Origin of the sequence: Streptomyces sp. NPDC012637 (assembly GCF_042954805.1) — a bacterium.
Classification (GTDB): Bacteria; Actinomycetota; Actinomycetes; order Streptomycetales; family Streptomycetaceae; genus Streptomyces.
On the sequence record NZ_JBIBDS010000015.1, the window covers coordinates 34,160 to 49,956 of the forward strand.

Below are 15,797 nucleotides of genomic sequence, written 5' to 3' on the forward strand. Positions count from 1 at the left end.
CCGGACCCCGTGGGGGGCCACCCTGTCGGCCTCAGCCCCCACGGGTTTCGGGCCCGCCCCGCACCGCCGGGCAGCACCCGTCACCGCCCCGCTCCCGCCCCGCACCGCCGGGCAGCACCCGCTCCCGCCCGGCCCCGCCCCCGGTTCAGCCCCAGATCACCGCCCCCGCCCACGCCCCCACGATCAGCAGGCACGCGAACAGTTCCACCAGCACGCTCGTCCCCGCCGCCCGCATCACCGTGCGAGTGGCGGCCCTGGCCTGGCCGTGGCCGCCGAGGCGGAGCCGTTCCGAGAGGTAGATCCCGCCCACGAAGCCGGGGATCGCGCCGAGCACCGGGACCAGGAAGAAGCCCAGGAACGCGCCCACGCCCGCGTACGCCACCATCCGGCGGGTGATGCCGACGCCCCGGAAGCGCCGGGGCGGCAGCTGCCACACGACCACCTGGGTGAGCAGCAGAAGCCCGGTGGAGGAGACGAGGAGGATCCAGGCGAGGGCGGTCTGCTCGTGCAGCGACCACCACAGCATCGCCGCCCACACCAGCCACGTCCCCGGCACGCCGGGCGTCAGGACCCCGAACAGGCCGAGCAGCATCACCATCGCGATCAGCAGGAGCTGCCACACACCCATCTGCCAAGGGTGCAGGACCGCCGGTGTTCTCGCAGGTCAAGGCCGACGGGGGAGGGACGCGGGGCGGGGCCGTCCGGGGAGGGCGTCAGCCCGCGGCGAGCGGCAGCGCGGCGGCGACCTGGTTGCGCGCCTTGCGGTCGACCAGCGGAAAAATGATCTTCAAGGAGGTCTCGCTGTACGGCGAGGAGAGCACGAAGGAGGAGTTGAGGATCCGCTCCTTGATCTCCGAGCGGAACAGTCCCTCCCGCCGGATGGTCATGGTGTGCTCGACCGGCTTCGCGAACACCGGGTCCGCCCGGAAGACGAAGAGCCGGCGGTCGGTCATCGCCAGGTACATCGGCGTCGGCGCGGGGATCACCGACATCGAGCCGCCGCTGGCGATCGCCGAGGCGATGCCGAACGCGGCGGTGCGGCGCACCGAGACCGAGCTGAGGTTGACGAGCGAGGTGACCTCCACCCGCTCCCCGGGCTCCAGCATCGGGGTGACGGTGGCCAGCAGGGCGCGACGGCGCCTTCCGTTCATGGGTGGTGCTCCAGAAGGGTGAGGTCCGGAGGGCGGGGGTCCGGAAGTGAGGGAAAACCGGGCGCTCACCCTGCCATACGGGCGGCGCCGCCTCAGCGGCGGGCCACCCATCCGCGCTCGTAGGCGTGCCAGCCCAGCTGCAGCCGGGTCGTCACGCCGGTCAGCTCCATCAGGCCCTTGACCCGTCGCTGCACCGTCCGCAGGCCCAGGTCCAGCTGCTTGGCGACGCTCGCGTCCGTCATGCCGGCGAGCAGCAGGCTGAGGATCTCCAGGTCGGTCGGGTCCGGGCCCTGGACCTCGTCCTCCGTCACCTGCGCGCCCGCGCCGAGCCGCAGCGGCAGGGCGTCCCGCCAGACGGACTCGAACAGCCCCATCAGCGACTCCAGGAGCCCGCTCGCGTGCACGACGAGGGCGGCCGGCTCGGCGCCGCGCCCGGTGAGCGGGACCATGGCGAGCGTGCGGTCCGCCACGACCAGCTTGGTCGGCACCCGGTCCACCACGCGGATCTGCTCGTGCCGGCCGAGCGCCGCGGAGAGTTCGCCGAGGCCCGTCGGCAGGGCGAGCACCTCCCGTTCGATCACCACGCGGTAGCGCACGCCCCGCTCGGCGGCCAGCGCCTCGGCGTCGTTCTCCACGCCGCTCACGGCGATCGGCTTGCCCGTCACCAGCGCGCAGACCTCGTCGGTCGCGCCGAGCTGCAGCTGGAGGAAGCGGTGGGTGACGGCGCTCGCGCCCGTCACCACCTCGACCAGGTCGTGCACGGCCGGCTCGGTGGCCTCCGCCCGGTACTCCTGGGCGAGCAGCGCCGCCGCCAGCTCCGCCTGGTCCAGCTCGTGCCGCTGCTGGGTGAGCAGCGCGCCGAGTGCGACCCCGGGCGGTGCCGCGACCCAGCGGCCGGTACGCGCCGAGGACTGGGCCGCCAGGCCCTGCGACTCCAGCCGGCGCAGCGCCCGCTCGGTGTCGCCCTCCGGCAGGGCGAGCCGATGGGCCAGATCGGAGACCTCGGCCGCGCCCATGGCGACCAGTGCGCGGTAGGCGGATTCCTGCCGTTCGTCGAGACCTATCGCTGCCAGCATCGCTGTCCCACCCCTCGCGCGGACGTCCCCGGACGACCCGGGACATTTCCCGGACGGCCGGCGGACGTGTTCGTTCCGTTGGTGCCCTGGCGGGAATCGGCCACGGCGCATTCCCGCCTTTGCCCATCCTGCCTGCACCACCCTCACCTCTGCCAATGTGGCGCCACCGCAGCACCAACAGCCTCCGGACATGGGCGTCTTGTGTCGTCATGCCCGGATTCAGATGGGGAGAGCGATGCGCCCGATTTCGCGTACGGCCCTGGGAGCGGCGACCGCCGCCGTCCTGGCCGTCACCGCGGTCACGGCGTCCGCGGCAGCAGCGCCGCAGGACACCCCGGCGACCGGCAAGCGACCACTGGTCGGCAGCGAGGCCGCCGACCGTGCCGGGCAGCGGCCCGCCGCCGTCACCCTGGTGACCGGCGACCGCGTCCTGGTGACCCGCGACGCCGCGGGCAACCCGGCCGCGGCGGCGCTGCCCCGCGAGGACGGCACGGTGCCCTTCGTGCAAACCCGGCGCTCCGGCCAGGACCTCTACGTGTACCCCGAGGGCGCCACCGCCGCGCTGGCCGCCGGACGGGTCGACGACGAGCTCTTCAACGTCACCGGTCTGATCCGCCAGGGCTACGACGACGCCCGCTCCGCGACCCTGCCGCTCATCGCCGTCTACGGCGCCGACCTGGCCACGGCCCGCACCGTGCCGCCCGCCCCGCGCGGCGCGACCCGCGGCCCGGTCCTGAGGACCGTCGACGCGGTCGCCCTGAAGGCCGACAAGGAGCAGGCCGCCGGTTTCTGGGCCGACGTGACCGGCCCGGCCGCCCGCACGACGGCGGCCGGCGGCGGCCTGAAGAAGCTGTGGCTCGACCGCAAGGTCCAGGCCACCCTGGAGCGCTCCACCGCCCAGGTCCACGCGCCCGAGGCCTGGGCCGCCGGCTACGACGGCACCGGCACCAAGGTCGCCGTCCTCGACACCGGCGCCGACGCCGAGCACCCCGACCTCAAGGGCCGGATCGTCGCCCAGCAGAACTTCACCGACTCCGACACCGCCGACGACCGCCAGGGCCACGGCACCCACACCATCTCCACCGTCGGCGGCTCCGGCGCCGCGAGCGGCGGCAAGAAGAAGGGCGTCGCGCCGGGCGCCGCCCTCCTCAACGGAAAGGTCCTCAACGACTCCGGCTCCGGCGCCACTTCGTGGATCATCGCCGGCATGGAGTGGGCCGTCGCCCAGGGCGCCGACGTCGTCTCCATGAGCCTCGGCAACCCCTCCGAGACGGACTGCACCGACCCGATGGGCGTCGCGGCCGAGCGACTCGCCCGGAACGAGGGCACGCTGTTCGTCATCGCCGCCGGCAACTCGGGCCCCGGCAACAACACCGTCTCCTCGCCCGGCTGCGCGCCGGGCGTCCTCACCGTCGGCGCCACCGACCGCGACGACTCCACCGCGTACTTCTCCAGCCGGGGACCCGCGGCCGACGCCGCGCACACCCTCAAGCCCGAGATCGCCGCGCCCGGCGTCGGCATCTCGGCCGCCGCGGCCGGCGGCCGGGGCGTCTACGCCTACCAGTCGATGTCCGGCACCTCCATGGCCACCCCGCACGTCGCGGGCGCCGCAGCCATCGTGAAGCAGCGCCACCCCGACTGGACCGCCCAGCGGATCAAGGCGGCGCTCGTCGCCTCCGCCGACAGCGGCGTCCCCGGCGACGCCCGCGAGGTCGGCGCCGGCCGGCTCGACGTCAAGGCCGCGACCGACCAGACCGTCCTGGGCGCCGCGGCGGTCCGGGGCGGCACCTTCGACTGGCCGCAGGACCGGACCGACCGCACGACCGTCGCCGTCCCCTACACCAACACCGGCGACGAGCCGGCCACCCTCTCCCTCGCCGTGGACAGGGTCACCGGCAACGACGGCTCCGCCGTCCGCTCCACCGTGGCCAGGCTCGGCAAGCGCACCGTGACCGTCCCGGCCGGCGCCACCGTCGAGGTCCCGCTCGACGTCGACCCGACCGTTCGGCTCGAGCGCGCCCAGTACGGCGACGTCACCGGCCGGATCGTCGCCACCGGCACCGCCGGCGGCGGCGCGGTGCACGTGTCCACCCCGTTCTCCCTCTACGTCGAACCCGAAACAGTCACCCTGCGCGTCAAGTTGATCGACCGTCAGGGACGGCCCGCAGCCGGCGCCTCCTCCCTCGACGTCATCGGCACCGACGACGCCACCGGCGAGCGCCGCTTCAACGAGGGCTCCGCCGATCAGGTCTACCGGCTGCGCGCCGGCAGCTACTTCCTCTCCTCCTTCGTCACCACGCCGGACGCGGGGGAGGGTGCCACGCTGAACGACTCCGTCAGCTACCTGGCGCGCCCGCAGCTGGAGTTGAGGAAGGACACCACCGTCGTCCTCGACGCCCGCCGGGCCCACAAGCTGTCGGTCCGGACCGACAAGGCCTCCGAACTGCGGGGCGCGACACTCGCGTTCTCCCGTTCCTGGGACGACACCTGGCTGCACGCGGGCACCGCTTCCGGCCCGCGCAGCATCCGCGGCTACTACGCCTCCGTCGAAGGCCGCGCCGACGACGGCGACTTCGAGTTCGGCAGCTACTGGCGCGCCGCCGCCCCGCAGATCGGCGAACTGAAGACCGGTGACGGTCTCGTCCTGCACCCGCTCACCGCCTCCACCGGATCCGACAACCTCGACGGCACCGGCTCCGCCCGGCTCGTCGACGCGGGCACCGGCACCCCGCAGGAGCTCGAGGCCGCGGGCGTCAAGGGCCGGATCGCCCTGGTCCGCCTGCCCGACACCAGCACCGGCGTCTCCACCGTCGCCCGCAACGCCAAGGCCGCCGGTGCCGTCGCCGTCGTCACGTACCACCAGGCCGCCGGCCGCTGGTACCCGAGCGGCGGCTTCACCGGCCCCGGCCTGCCGGTGCTCGCCGTGCCCGCCGCCGAGGCCGTACAGCTCCTCGACCGGCTCGCGAGCGGCGAGGTCACCCTCGCCTGGCGCGCCACCGCCAAGAGCCCCTACCTCTACAACCTCGCCTTCCCCGAGTCCCGCCCCGTCGTCGACGACAAGAACTACCGGGTCCGCGACGGGCAGTTGGGCCGCACGGAGTCGACCTACCGCGCCATGGGCGTCACCGCCGACTTCATCGACAACCCCGCCGCCTACCGCCCCGACGGCACCGGAGTCTTCTTCGGCTCCCTCGAGACCGTCCCCGCGCCCGGCACCCGCACCGAGTACTACACGCCCGGCGACACCGCCTGGGAGCAGGTCCTCTCCTCCGGCTTCCCGTTCGGCGAGTTCATGGTCGGCACCCGCCACGCGTACGGCCCCGGCGAGCGCCGCACCGAGAACTGGTACGACGGCGTCGTCGCCCCCACTGCCCCCCGCGACGCCACTGGCAAGCCGGTCCTGGTCGCCGAGCGCCAGGGCAATCTCCTAGGCTTCGCCGATGCCATGTGGGGCGACAACACCCACTACGCCGAGCCCGGTTCCTTCGGGGACATCGGCAACCTGCGCCTCAGCAAGGACGGCGAGCCGCTCGGCGGCACCAGCTGGCCGTTCGGGGTGTTCGAAGTGCCGGCCGAATCCGGCACGTACACCCTCGAGCAGAACACCATGAAGATCGGCAGTAAAGTGTGGGCCCGCTCCACATCCGTCAACTCGGTATGGAAATTCGCCTCTCAGCTGGATGAGAGCGTCTATTCTCAGGGCATCCCGATTCTCTTCCCCCGGTACGACCTTCCGGAGGACGGACTCAAGACCCTCGCGGCGACCGACGGCCAGCAGATCGGCCTCGGCGTGACGGGGCACGCGGGCTACACGCCCGCCGCGCTCACCTCGGCCCGCCTGTCCTACTCCTACGACGGCGGCACGACCTGGACCGAAGCACAGGTCTCCCACCAGGGCGACGCCTGGACCGCGACCGTGAACCACGCGGGCGCCACCGGCGAGCAGGTCACCCTGAAGACCGAACTGACGGACGCCAACGGCAACTCCGTCACCCAGACCGTGGTCCGCGCTTACGACGTGCGCTGATCACGCCGGTCCGCCGGGCGTCCTTCCCGTGGGGGGTGGGGCCGCCCGGCGGACCACTTGTCCACGACCACCCTTTTGTCGTAACGCTTTTCCTGATGTCCCGTTTTCTGGTGCCCTGTGCGGTGGACAATAAGGGCATGACTCAGCAGGGGGACACCAACTGGTGGGACAAGCTGTACGACGAGACGGCGCAGGACACCGCGCCCGCGCCGACGTCGGACAGCCTCGACGAGCGCTACGACTCCGCCGCGGCGACCACGACCGCGCTTCCGGCCCCGCTGCCCGGGGCCCCTGCCCCGCCCCCGGAAGCCGACGAGGGTCCGGACCCGACCTCCGGCCCCGCGACGGTACTGGACGCCGCGCCGGCCCCGCCCGCCGCCGTGACGCCGCCGGCCGCACCCGCCGGGACGCCCTTCGTGCAGGTGCCCTCGCCCCGGCCCCGTACCGGGCACGTCGGGACCCGGCCGCCCACCTACGAGGCCGAGCCCACCGCCCTGCCCGCCGCCCGTCCCGGCGAGCTCGACGCGCTCGTCGCCGACACCGTCCTCGACGGCGCCCGCTACGGCGCCTACACCCTGCGCGCCGTCTCCGTCCGCGGCGACTCCGCCCGCTACCGCGGCGAACCCCGCCGCGACGCCCTGCTCACCGCCCGCTTCGGGCAGGACGAGGCCGCCCTCGTGCTCGTCGCCGTCGCCGCCGGCCGGCGCGGCTCCGAGCACACCCACCTCGCCGCCGCCGACGCCTGCCGCTGGATCGCCGAGTCCGTCGGCCGCAGTCACGCCCGGCTCTCCGAGGACATCCGGGCCGGCCGCCGCGGCGACCTCAAGTCCGGGCTCCACCGGCTCACCGACCGCACCTACGGCAAGCTGCGCGCCCGCGCCGCCGAACGCGGCCTCGACCACGAGGAGTACACGGCAGGCCTGCGCTGCTTGTTGCTCACCGCCGACCCCGACTGCCGCACCCGGGTGTTCTTCGGCGTCGGCACCGGCGGCCTGTTCCGGCTCCGCGACGGCGCCTGGCAGGACATCGAACCGCTCCTGCCCGACCCCGCGACCACCGTCGGCGGGCCCGTGGTCGGCTTCGGTTCACCGCCCCGCCCGCGGCCCGCGACGGCACCGGACCCGGCCGAGGTGCCCGAAGCCGGCGAGGAAGGCGACCGGCTCACCATGCGGCTCGGCGTCGCCGACCCGCCCGGCCGGCCCTTCGTGGAGGACCCCCTGCCCCCGCCCGCCGAGCCCTTCCGCTTCCGCGCCTCCGTCGCCCGTCCCGGCGACACCCTGCTGCTCGCCTCGCACGGCCTCGCCGAGCCCATGCGCGGCGAACCGTCCCTCGCCCGCGAGCTCGCCGCCCGCTGGGCCGGCGCGGAACCGCCGGGCCTCGCGGCCTTCCTCGCCGACACCCAGCTGCGGGTCACCGGTTACGCCGACGACCGTACGGGGGTGGCGGTCTGGGAGGCGTAACCCCGCCGCTCATGTGTTGATGGACCCATGGCCAAGCAGAACGTCGCAGAACAGTTCGTCGACATCCTCGTCCGCGCGGGCGTCCAGCGCCTCTACGGAGTGGTCGGCGACAGCCTGAACCCCGTCGTCGACGCCATCCGGCGCAACTCCGCCATCGACTGGGTCCAGGTGCGGCACGAGGAGGTCGCGGCCTTCGCCGCCGGTGCCGAGGCCCAGCTCACCGGCCGGCTCGCCGCCTGCGCGGGTTCCTGCGGCCCGGGCAACCTCCACCTGATCAACGGCCTGTACGACGCCCACCGCTCCATGGCCCCGGTCCTGGCCCTCGCCTCCCAGATCCCCTCCAGCGAGATCGGCCTCGGCTACTTCCAGGAGACCCACCCCGACCAGCTGTTCCGTGAGTGCAGCCACTACAGCGAGCTGATCTCCAACCCGCGGCAGATGCCCCGGCTGCTGCAGACCGCGATCCAGCACGCCGTCGGCCAGGGCGGAGTCAGCGTCGTCTCGCTGCCCGGCGACATCGCCGACCGGCCCGCGCCCGACAAGCCGGTCGAGACCGCGCTCGTCACCTCCCGGCCCACCGTCCGGCCGGGCGACGCGGAGATCGACGCACTCGTGCGGATGATCGACTCCGCCGAACGGGTGACGCTGTTCTGCGGCAGCGGCACCGCGGGCGCGCATGCCGAGGTCATGCAGTTCGCCGAACGGGTGAAGTCGCCCGTCGGGCACGCGCTGCGCGGCAAGGAGTGGATCCAGTACGACAACCCGTTCGACGTCGGCATGAGCGGACTCCTCGGCTACGGCGCCGCCTACGAGGCCACCCACGAGTGCGAGCTGCTCATCCTGCTCGGCACCGACTTCCCGTACAACGCCTTCCTGCCCGACGACGTGAAGATCGTGCAGGTCGACGTGCGGCCCGAGCGGCTCGGCCGGCGTTCCAAGCTCGACCTGGCCGTCTGGGGCGACGTCCGCGAGACGCTGCGCTGCGTCATCCCGCGGGTCCGGGCCAAGACCGACCGGCGCTTCCTCGACAAGATGCTGAAGAAGCACGCCGACGCCCTGGAGGGCGTGGTCAAGGCGTACACCCGCAAGGTCGAGAAGCACACGCCGATCCATCCCGAGTACGTGGCGTCCGTGCTCGACGAACTCGCGGACGACGACGCGGTCTTCACCGTCGACACCGGCATGTGCAACGTCTGGGCCGCCCGCTACCTCACGCCCAACGGGCGCCGCCGGATCATCGGCTCCTTCAGTCACGGCTCCATGGCGAACGCCCTGCCCCAGGCCATCGGCGCGCAGTTCACCGACCGCGGCCGCCAGGTCGTGTCGATGTCCGGGGACGGCGGATTCAGCATGCTCATGGGCGACTTCCTCACCCTCGTCCAGTACGACCTGCCGGTGAAGGTGATCGTCTTCGACAACTCCTCGCTCGGCATGGTCGAGCTGGAGATGCTGGTCGCCGGGCTCCCCTCGTACGGAACCGCCAACAAGAACCCCGACTTCGCCGCCATCGCACGCGCCGCCGGGGCCTACGGCGTCCGCGTGGAGAAGCCCAAGCACCTCGCCGGCGCCCTCAAGGACGCCTTCAGGCACAAGGGTCCGGCGCTCGTGGACGTCGTCACCGACCCCAACGCGCTGTCCATCCCGCCGAAGATCAGCGCCGAGATGGTCACCGGCTTCGCCCTCTCCGCCAGCAAGATCGTCCTGGACGGCGGCGTCGGCCGGATGCTCCAGATGGCCCGCTCCAACCTGCGCAACGTGCCCCGTCCCTGACGGTCCGTGACACGGGCCGGGGTCGTGCTCATGAATGCGGGCCGGGCCCCTGGGCATGCATCCCCGTGAGCCTGTTCGATCCGACGACGGGGTGGGGGTTATGGCCGGGGAGGCGAAGCAGCGGACTCGACTGCTCAGAAGGGTGGGGAGCGCGGATCTCACCGCGGTGCCCGAGGTACGACATGCGTTACGCGAGATGCTGGGGACGTGGGGCGGGCCGGGCGCCTCCGACGTCGCCGAACTCCTCACCAGCGAGCTGGTGACCAACGCGCTGGTCCACACCGGCCGGGGAGCGGTCGTCACCGCCACCGTCGTCCCGGAGCACCTGCGGGTCGAGGTCAGGGACTTCGTCTCCGAGATGATCCGGCCGTGCGTACCGATCGCCGACGACGGTACGCACGGCCGGGGACTCGTCCTCGTCCAGACCCTCGCCGACTCGTGGGGAGTGGAGGACCGCGGCGTGGGCAAGGTCGTCTGGTTCGAACTGGCCGGCGGGGCGGCCTAGGGGTGTCCGCGAGGTCCCGCCTGCCCTGCGGGCAGACGGCGCTACGTTCCGGACACCCCCTGGGAGCGTGGCTCCCGGGGGGTGTCCCGCCGGACCGTGAGGGCGTGGGGCTCAGCCGAACTGCTGCTCCAGGTCCGCGAGTTTGCGCTCCAGGGAGTCCAGGCGCGGCAGCGTCTGGGTGTCGTCCTCGGCGGTCAGGTCGACCGTCCGGGACTCACCGCCACGCGGCTCAGCGCCCCTGACGGCCTGCAGGGAGGGCCGGTGTCGAAGCGGCAGCTGTCCGGGGTCCGCTATGGCGGGCTCCGCGACGGCGGCCTGCACCGTGCCCGTCGCGGAGCCCGCACCGGTGCCGGCGCTCAGCGCCGCCACGTCGACCTGCCGCCCGCCGCTCCGCCCGAACGCGCGGTGCTGGCGGTTTATCGCCTTGAGGCGTGCCCGGTCCAGCTTGGCCTGCTCGCGCCGGCGGATCCGGTTCTGCTCCTTCTCCCGCCGGTCCTCGCGCACCTCGTCGACCGCCTCGTCCAGGGTCCGTACTCCCTCCAGGAGCATCAGCGACCAGGCGCCGAAGGTCTCCCGGGGCGCCCGCAGCCAGCGGACCATACGGATCTGCGGAAGCGGCCGCGGGATCAGGCCCTGCTCGCGCAGCGCGGCCCGCCTGGTCTGCTTCAGCGCCCGGTCGAACAGGACCGCCGCCGACAGGGACATGCCCGCGAAGAACTGCGGGGCGCCCGCGTGGCCCATGCCCCGGGGCGCGTGCACCCAGTTGAACCAGGCGGCCGCACCCGCGAACGTCCAGACCAGGAGGCGCGAGCCGAGGGCCGCGTCGCCGTGGCTCGCCTCGCGGACGGCCAGCACCGAGCAGAACATCGCGGCGCCGTCGAGGCCGAACGGGACCAGGTACTCCCAGCCTCCGGTGAGGTTGAGGTTCTGCCGGCCGAAGCCGACGAGCCCGTGGAAGGAGAGCGCCGCCGCGACCGCGGCGCAGCAGAAGAGCAGGACGTAGGAGGCGGTGCCGTAGACGGCCTCCTTGCGTCTGCGGCGTTCCTCGCTGCGCTCCCAGGAGTCCTCGGCCGCGGCCTGGTCACCGGCGCGCTTCCCGCGCGCGAGCACCGCCACCGCCGTCAGGACCCCCGCCACCATCACGCCGCCCGGAAGCAGCCAGTCCAGCGATATGTCGGTCAGTCTCATGCGGTGTCCCTTTGCCTCGCAGTAGGGCGATTCGGCCGCCCATACTGGCCGACCCGGCGGGGCGGGTACGGGGTTTCGGAACAAGAGCACGCCATCGGGGCCGTACGGCATACGAATAGGTGCGATTGGGTCGAACTGTCGTGCGGGCAGGCCGGGTTGCGTTCGATTCGCATCACCCGTGCGGGTGGCGTAACGGCGGAAGGGTGTCAGGCGGTGGCCGTGAGGCGGCGGACCCGCTCCGGGTCGGCGGTGCGCGGACAGGTCAGGCACGTGTCCTCGGGGCGCAGCGTGTAGAAGAAGCAGCACGAGGCCCGGTCGCGGGTGACGCGGGCCGTTCCGCACGCCTCCGCCGAGCCGGGGAGCTCCCGGAAGCCCGCGGCGCCCGCGTACGGCTTGGTCGTCCCCGGCATCAGCCGCTCCAGCTCCGCGAGCGCCCGGCCCTCCTCGCCGAGCAGCTCGGCGATGTACCAGAGCCCCTCGACGATCTCGTCCGTCACCATGCCCCACAGGGCCCGCCGGCCGCGCCGCATCCGGGGCCCGAAGCCGGCCAGGACCTGCTCGAAGTGCTCGGCGAGGGCGTCCCGCACCTCGGCCCGCAGCGCTTCCTCGTCCGCCACCACCCGGGCGCCGGGCAGCGTCGCCGCCGGGTCCCCGGGCAGGCACGCGAACTCCCCGATCCGCACCGCGACCCGGCCGAGGGCCCGCTGGAAGGCCACGTCGTGCGCCGGCAGCCGGGGCACCCGGCGGTGCAGGAACCAGGGCAGCGTCACCAGCAGGCAGGTCGGCCAGGCGTACCGGTGCAGCGCGAAGCTCGCCACCACGTCGGGGCGGGCCGCCCGCCCGTAGTCGCGCCGCACCTGTGCGTCGTCCCAGGCGAGAAAGGCGTCCAGGCCGTCCCCGCCGGCGCCCAGCTCGTCCGACGCCACCCAGCCGGTCCCGCGCGGCAGCCGCTCGTCCCCGGCCAGCTCGTCGACGCGCAGTCCGGGGAACACCTCGGCGAGCCGGGCGTAGGCGGCCGCGACGGGCGAGGCGGGAGGCGACGGCAGCAGAGCGGGCAGGGCCATGCGGGACCACCGAATCACGATCGTTAGCAGGTTAGCCTTACCTTACCCGATCGTTGCGGTGTTTGAACTGCGACGCCGTCCGCCTATCGTGCACGGGGGACCCCGGCGCCGCGAGCCGGGCCCGGCACGAAGGCGCAGGAGGACCCGGGTGGAGCAGGGCAGCACGCGCGGGCGGACGACCGACCGGTCCGCCGCGGCGGCGTACGGCGAGACGGCGGCCGACACCCGGGACCGGACCGTGCGGGTCCCCGAGCAGGCGCGCGGCGAACACACCCACGGCGAACTCCCGGGCGCGGACCTCGCCGAGCCCCGCACCGTCCGCCGCCACTCCGTCCGCGGCCAGATCCTCCAGGCCCTGCGCACCGCCCTGGTCAGCGGCGAGCTCGCCCCCGGCGAGGTCTACTCCGCCCCCGCCCTCGGCGAACGCTTCGGCGTCTCCGCCACCCCGGTCCGCGAGGCCATGCAGCAGCTCGCCACCGAAGGCGCCGTCGAGGTCGTGCCCAACCGTGGCTTCCGCGTCACCGAACGCACGCCCCGCGAACTCGCCGAACTCGCCGAGGTCCGCGCCCTCATCGAGGTCCCCGTCATGCTGCGCCTCGCCCGCACCGTCCCCGCCGAGACCTGGGCCGGACTCCGGCCGCTGGCCGAGGCCACCTCCACCGCCGCCGCCCGCGGCGACCGCGCCCACTACGCCGAGGCCGACCGGGCCTTCCACCGCGCGGTCCTCGCCCTCGCCGGCAACGAACAGCTCCTCCTCGTCGCCGACGACCTGCACCGGCGCTCCCAGTGGCCCCTCGTCAGCGCCCCCGCCACCCGCCACGGCGAACTCGTCGCCGACGCCGCCGAACACACCGCCCTGCTCGACGCGCTGATCGCCCAGGATCTCCCCGTCGTTTCCTCACTCGTACGGGAGCACTTCACCGGGGCGCAGGACTGACGACTAAGGTCGACAGCGTCAGCCCGTACTCCGTCCCGAACCGCGCCGACCGAGAGGTGCCCATGCCGTCCGTCCGCGCGGAGCGCCCCGGGGCCGCGGCCCTGCTCGGCTGGCTCACCGACCCCGAAGCCCCCCGCCTCTGCCTCGTCACCGGCGCCCCCGGGCTGCTCGACTGGCTCGCCGCCCACGGGCCCCGCGCCGCCGGGCGCCGCCGCACCGCCCGCGCGCTCGTCCCTCTGACCGGGCGCACCGCCCTCGGCACCGCGTGGGCCGTCGCCGACCACCTCGGCGTCGTCGCCGGCTCGGCGGGCGACCTCGTCCGGGCCCTGGCCACCAGCGAGACCGGCCGCGCCGCCCGAACCGTGCTGCTCCTCCCGGACCTGCACGCCGCCGCCGAGCCCGAGGCCGTCGCCGCGCTGGTCGCCGACCTGGCCCGGCTCGGCCGGGTCCGGCTCGTGGTCGAGGCGAGCCCGGGAACACCGGGGTACGACCTCCTCGCCGAGGGGCGCGCCACGGTCGTGGACGGTGACCAGCCCGCCTCCGCAGGACCGCCCGCCCCGTCCGGCACCCCCGACCTCTCCGACCCCGCCGCCGTCTGCGCCGCCGATCCCGTCGCCGTCACCACCGGCTACGTCGGCGACCCCGTCGACGACCACGGCGGGCTGCGCACCGCCTGGCTGCGCGCCGGGCAGGCCCTGTGCGCGGCCCGCGGCCCCGCCGACCGCGCCCTCGGGCTGCTCGCCGTCCTCGGCGACGGCGCCGATCCCCGGCTGCGGCCCGCGCTCCGGGACCTCGCCGCGTCCGCGCCGTGGCGGGTGCGGTGGACCCGGGTCGCCGGGGACGTCGCCCCGCCCTGGCCCGGGCCGGTCACCGCGCTCGCCGCCCAGGGCGGGACGCTGCTCGCCGCGGACCTCGGAGGCACCGTACGGCTGCTCGCGGCGGTCGACGCCCGGCCGCTCGGGCAGCTGGACCACCCGGTCACCGGGCGGGTCAGGGCCCTGGCGCCCGCGCCCGACGGGACCGTGCTGCTCCTCGACGAGCGGGGCCGGCTGCACACCGTACGGGGCAGGCAGCCCCGGCCGCCCTACCTCCAGCGCCTCACCGAAGCGGTCTCCACCACCCTCACCCGGCATCCCGGCACCGCGCTCGCCGCCATCGGGGGCTCGGTCGTGGTCGGCGACCGGCTGGGCTCCGTCCACGCCTTCGGTCTCACCGGCCTGCACCAGGCGGCCCTGCACAGCGGCCGGGTCACGGCGGTGGCCGCGGTCGAGTCGGCGACGCCGTTCGTGTGCAGCGGCGGCACCGACGGAGCCGTACGCCGGTGGACGCCCGGCAAGGACCCCGACCCCGAGCCCCTGACGGAACGCCGCTCGCCGGTGGTCTCCCTGGCCGCCACCGAGACCCCGCACGGGCCGGTCCTGGCCGCGGCCTGGGCCGACGGGACGGTCGAACTGCACCGGATCGAACAGCATGCCCGGCTGACCTTCCGCCCGGGACCGCCGGTCCGCGCGGTGGCGGTCACCGAGGACGGTGCGCTCGTCGTCGGTGGGGACGAGGCGGTGCTCCGGCTGGAGCGCGCGGGTTAGGCCGTCTCTTCCGGATCTTGGCCGGGTCCACGGCGTCCGGCACGGCGCCTCGCCGCGTTGCCGAAGCGACGACGCGGCGGACGCGCGCACCGGCCGCCGCCCTGCCGCCCTCAGATCGCCGGACGCGGCGTCAACTGCGCCGCCAGCCAGGTCGGTACGCCGCCCAGCAGGCGGAAGAGCCGGCCCGCCTCGGCGCGGAGCCGGCCCGCCTCCGGTTCCGTCTCGGCCTCGGCGAGCGAGGCGAGCGCGGGCACGGTGCCCACCAGGTAGCCCAACTCCTCGCGGATCCGCAGCGATTCGGCGAAGCCGTGCCTGGCCTCCGCCAACTCGCCCTCGCGCAGGGCGAGTCCGGCGAGGTGGCGCCACGTGGAGGAGAGCAGTAGCGCGTCGTCGTGGGCGGTCGCCCCGGCGTGCGCGCGGCGGTAGGCGGCGCGGGCGGCCTGCGGGGAGTCGCCGAGGTTCTGTGCGAGCAGCCCGCGGCGGTAGTCGAGGAGCGGGCGGCCCGGCGTCTCGGGCCCGATCAGCGCGGCCGCCCGGCCGAGTGCCGCGCGGGCCTCGTCGGCGCGGTCGCGGACGCCCAAGAGGGTGGAGGCGTAGGCGAGATGACCGCGCTCGCAGGCGGCGGCCCCGCGTTCCTCGTCGGTCTGGGCGACCGCCTCGGCCGCGCGCAGCGCCTCCTCGGCCTCGGCCCAGCCCTGTTCGGTGTACAGGCAGCGCTCGATCAGCAGGGCCGCCCGTTCCAGGGCCGCGGCCGGTTCGGCCGCGCGGGGTGCGAGGAGTTCGGCGGCATCCGTCCAGCAGCCGCGGGAGCGGAGCCTCCAGATCGCGGTCTCCAGTGGGGTGCCCCGGCCGTACGCCACATCGCCCTCCCCGAGCGCGCCATCGAGCTGTGAGTAGGACGGCATCTCAGCACGAAGTCCGGCGACCGGCCAAGGGGTCGGGTGAAAGTTTTCACAAAGCGGGAAGGGCCGGAAACGCGGGGGAGCCGCCGGGGAGTACGGCAAAGGGGCGGCAGTCGCCTGCCGCCCCGTCA

The 15,797-nt window shown here is 74.4% G+C and carries 12 protein-coding genes; 6 read left to right on the forward strand and 6 right to left on the reverse strand.

All coding sequences use genetic code 11. The features are described from left to right. Nucleotides 1–145: 145 nt before the first annotated feature. The 3 genes from ACFY8W_RS37120 to ACFY8W_RS37130 form a co-directional block, all read right to left on the reverse strand. Nucleotides 146–628 carry a DUF456 family protein gene (locus tag ACFY8W_RS37120; RefSeq protein WP_391115477.1) on the reverse strand — a complete coding sequence of 161 codons (483 nt, stop codon included), beginning with the start codon at nt 626–628 and terminating at the stop codon, nt 146–148. Between the two features lie 85 nt (nt 629–713). Continuing rightward, nucleotides 714–1,151, reverse strand: a complete 438-nt coding sequence (locus tag ACFY8W_RS37125; protein WP_391115479.1) for a hypothetical protein — start codon at nt 1,149–1,151, stop codon at nt 714–716. Between the two features lie 92 nt (nt 1,152–1,243). Continuing rightward, nucleotides 1,244–2,227, reverse strand: coding sequence for a helix-turn-helix domain-containing protein (locus tag ACFY8W_RS37130; protein WP_391115482.1), 984 nt, complete (start codon nt 2,225–2,227; stop codon nt 1,244–1,246). A gap of 235 nt (nt 2,228–2,462) precedes the next feature. Between ACFY8W_RS37130 and ACFY8W_RS37135 the strand changes: the two genes are divergently transcribed. The 4 genes from ACFY8W_RS37135 to ACFY8W_RS37150 all read left to right on the forward strand — a co-directional run bounded on the left by ACFY8W_RS37135 (nt 2,463) and on the right by ACFY8W_RS37150 (nt 9,989). After that, the gene (locus tag ACFY8W_RS37135; RefSeq protein WP_391115485.1) at nt 2,463–6,254 is read left to right on the forward strand and encodes a S8 family serine peptidase; all 3,792 of its coding nucleotides are present in this window, start codon (nt 2,463–2,465) and stop codon (nt 6,252–6,254) included. Nucleotides 6,255–6,391: 137 nt separating this feature from the next. Continuing rightward, on the forward strand, nt 6,392–7,714 hold the full coding sequence (locus ACFY8W_RS37140) for a protein phosphatase 2C domain-containing protein (RefSeq protein WP_391115488.1): 1,323 nt from the start codon (nt 6,392–6,394) through the stop codon (nt 7,712–7,714). A 27-nt stretch (nt 7,715–7,741) separates the two neighbouring features. Then, nucleotides 7,742–9,484 carry a pyruvate dehydrogenase gene (locus ACFY8W_RS37145; protein WP_391115490.1) on the forward strand — a complete coding sequence of 581 codons (1,743 nt, stop codon included), beginning with the start codon at nt 7,742–7,744 and terminating at the stop codon, nt 9,482–9,484. Nucleotides 9,485–9,584: 100 nt separating this feature from the next. After that, nucleotides 9,585–9,989, forward strand: coding sequence for an ATP-binding protein (locus ACFY8W_RS37150; RefSeq protein WP_391115493.1), 405 nt, complete (start codon nt 9,585–9,587; stop codon nt 9,987–9,989). A gap of 111 nt (nt 9,990–10,100) precedes the next feature. On the opposite strand, the gene ACFY8W_RS37155 is transcribed toward ACFY8W_RS37150, so the two are convergent. Beyond that, the gene (locus ACFY8W_RS37155) at nt 10,101–11,177 is read right to left on the reverse strand and encodes a DUF2637 domain-containing protein (RefSeq protein ID WP_391115495.1); all 1,077 of its coding nucleotides are present in this window, start codon (nt 11,175–11,177) and stop codon (nt 10,101–10,103) included. A gap of 206 nt (nt 11,178–11,383) precedes the next feature. Then, nucleotides 11,384–12,241, reverse strand: a complete 858-nt coding sequence (locus ACFY8W_RS37160; protein WP_391115498.1) for a (2Fe-2S)-binding protein — start codon at nt 12,239–12,241, stop codon at nt 11,384–11,386. A 148-nt stretch (nt 12,242–12,389) separates the two neighbouring features. On the opposite strand from ACFY8W_RS37160, the gene ACFY8W_RS37165 reads away from it, so the two are divergent. Then, nucleotides 12,390–13,178 (forward strand): FCD domain-containing protein, encoded by a 789-nt coding sequence (locus ACFY8W_RS37165; protein ID WP_391115500.1) that lies wholly within the window; start codon nt 12,390–12,392, stop codon nt 13,176–13,178. Between the two features lie 62 nt (nt 13,179–13,240). Further along, nucleotides 13,241–14,764 carry a hypothetical protein gene (locus ACFY8W_RS37170; protein WP_391115503.1) on the forward strand — a complete coding sequence of 508 codons (1,524 nt, stop codon included), beginning with the start codon at nt 13,241–13,243 and terminating at the stop codon, nt 14,762–14,764. Nucleotides 14,765–14,874: 110 nt separating this feature from the next. Here the strand turns inward: ACFY8W_RS37170 and ACFY8W_RS37175 are convergent, their stop codons facing one another. Continuing rightward, nucleotides 14,875–15,669, reverse strand: a complete 795-nt coding sequence (locus ACFY8W_RS37175) for a hypothetical protein (protein WP_391115505.1) — start codon at nt 15,667–15,669, stop codon at nt 14,875–14,877. Nucleotides 15,670–15,797 lie beyond the last annotated feature (128 nt).

Coding starts and splice junctions, on each gene's coding strand:
- ACFY8W_RS37120 (WP_391115477.1), bottom strand. CDS start 628: ATGGGTGTGTGGCAGCTCCTGCTGATCGCGATGGTGATGCTGCTCGGC.
- ACFY8W_RS37125 (WP_391115479.1), bottom strand. CDS start 1,151: ATGAACGGAAGGCGCCGTCGCGCCCTGCTGGCCACCGTCACCCCGATG.
- ACFY8W_RS37130 (WP_391115482.1), bottom strand. CDS start 2,227: ATGCTGGCAGCGATAGGTCTCGACGAACGGCAGGAATCCGCCTACCGC.
- ACFY8W_RS37135 (WP_391115485.1), top strand. CDS start 2,463: ATGCGCCCGATTTCGCGTACGGCCCTGGGAGCGGCGACCGCCGCCGTC.
- ACFY8W_RS37140 (WP_391115488.1), top strand. CDS start 6,392: ATGACTCAGCAGGGGGACACCAACTGGTGGGACAAGCTGTACGACGAG.
- ACFY8W_RS37145 (WP_391115490.1), top strand. CDS start 7,742: ATGGCCAAGCAGAACGTCGCAGAACAGTTCGTCGACATCCTCGTCCGC.
- ACFY8W_RS37150 (WP_391115493.1), top strand. CDS start 9,585: ATGGCCGGGGAGGCGAAGCAGCGGACTCGACTGCTCAGAAGGGTGGGG.
- ACFY8W_RS37155 (WP_391115495.1), bottom strand. CDS start 11,177: ATGAGACTGACCGACATATCGCTGGACTGGCTGCTTCCGGGCGGCGTG.
- ACFY8W_RS37160 (WP_391115498.1), bottom strand. CDS start 12,241: ATGGCCCTGCCCGCTCTGCTGCCGTCGCCTCCCGCCTCGCCCGTCGCG.
- ACFY8W_RS37170 (WP_391115503.1), top strand. CDS start 13,241: ATGCCGTCCGTCCGCGCGGAGCGCCCCGGGGCCGCGGCCCTGCTCGGC.
- ACFY8W_RS37175 (WP_391115505.1), bottom strand. CDS start 15,669: ATGCCGTCCTACTCACAGCTCGATGGCGCGCTCGGGGAGGGCGATGTG.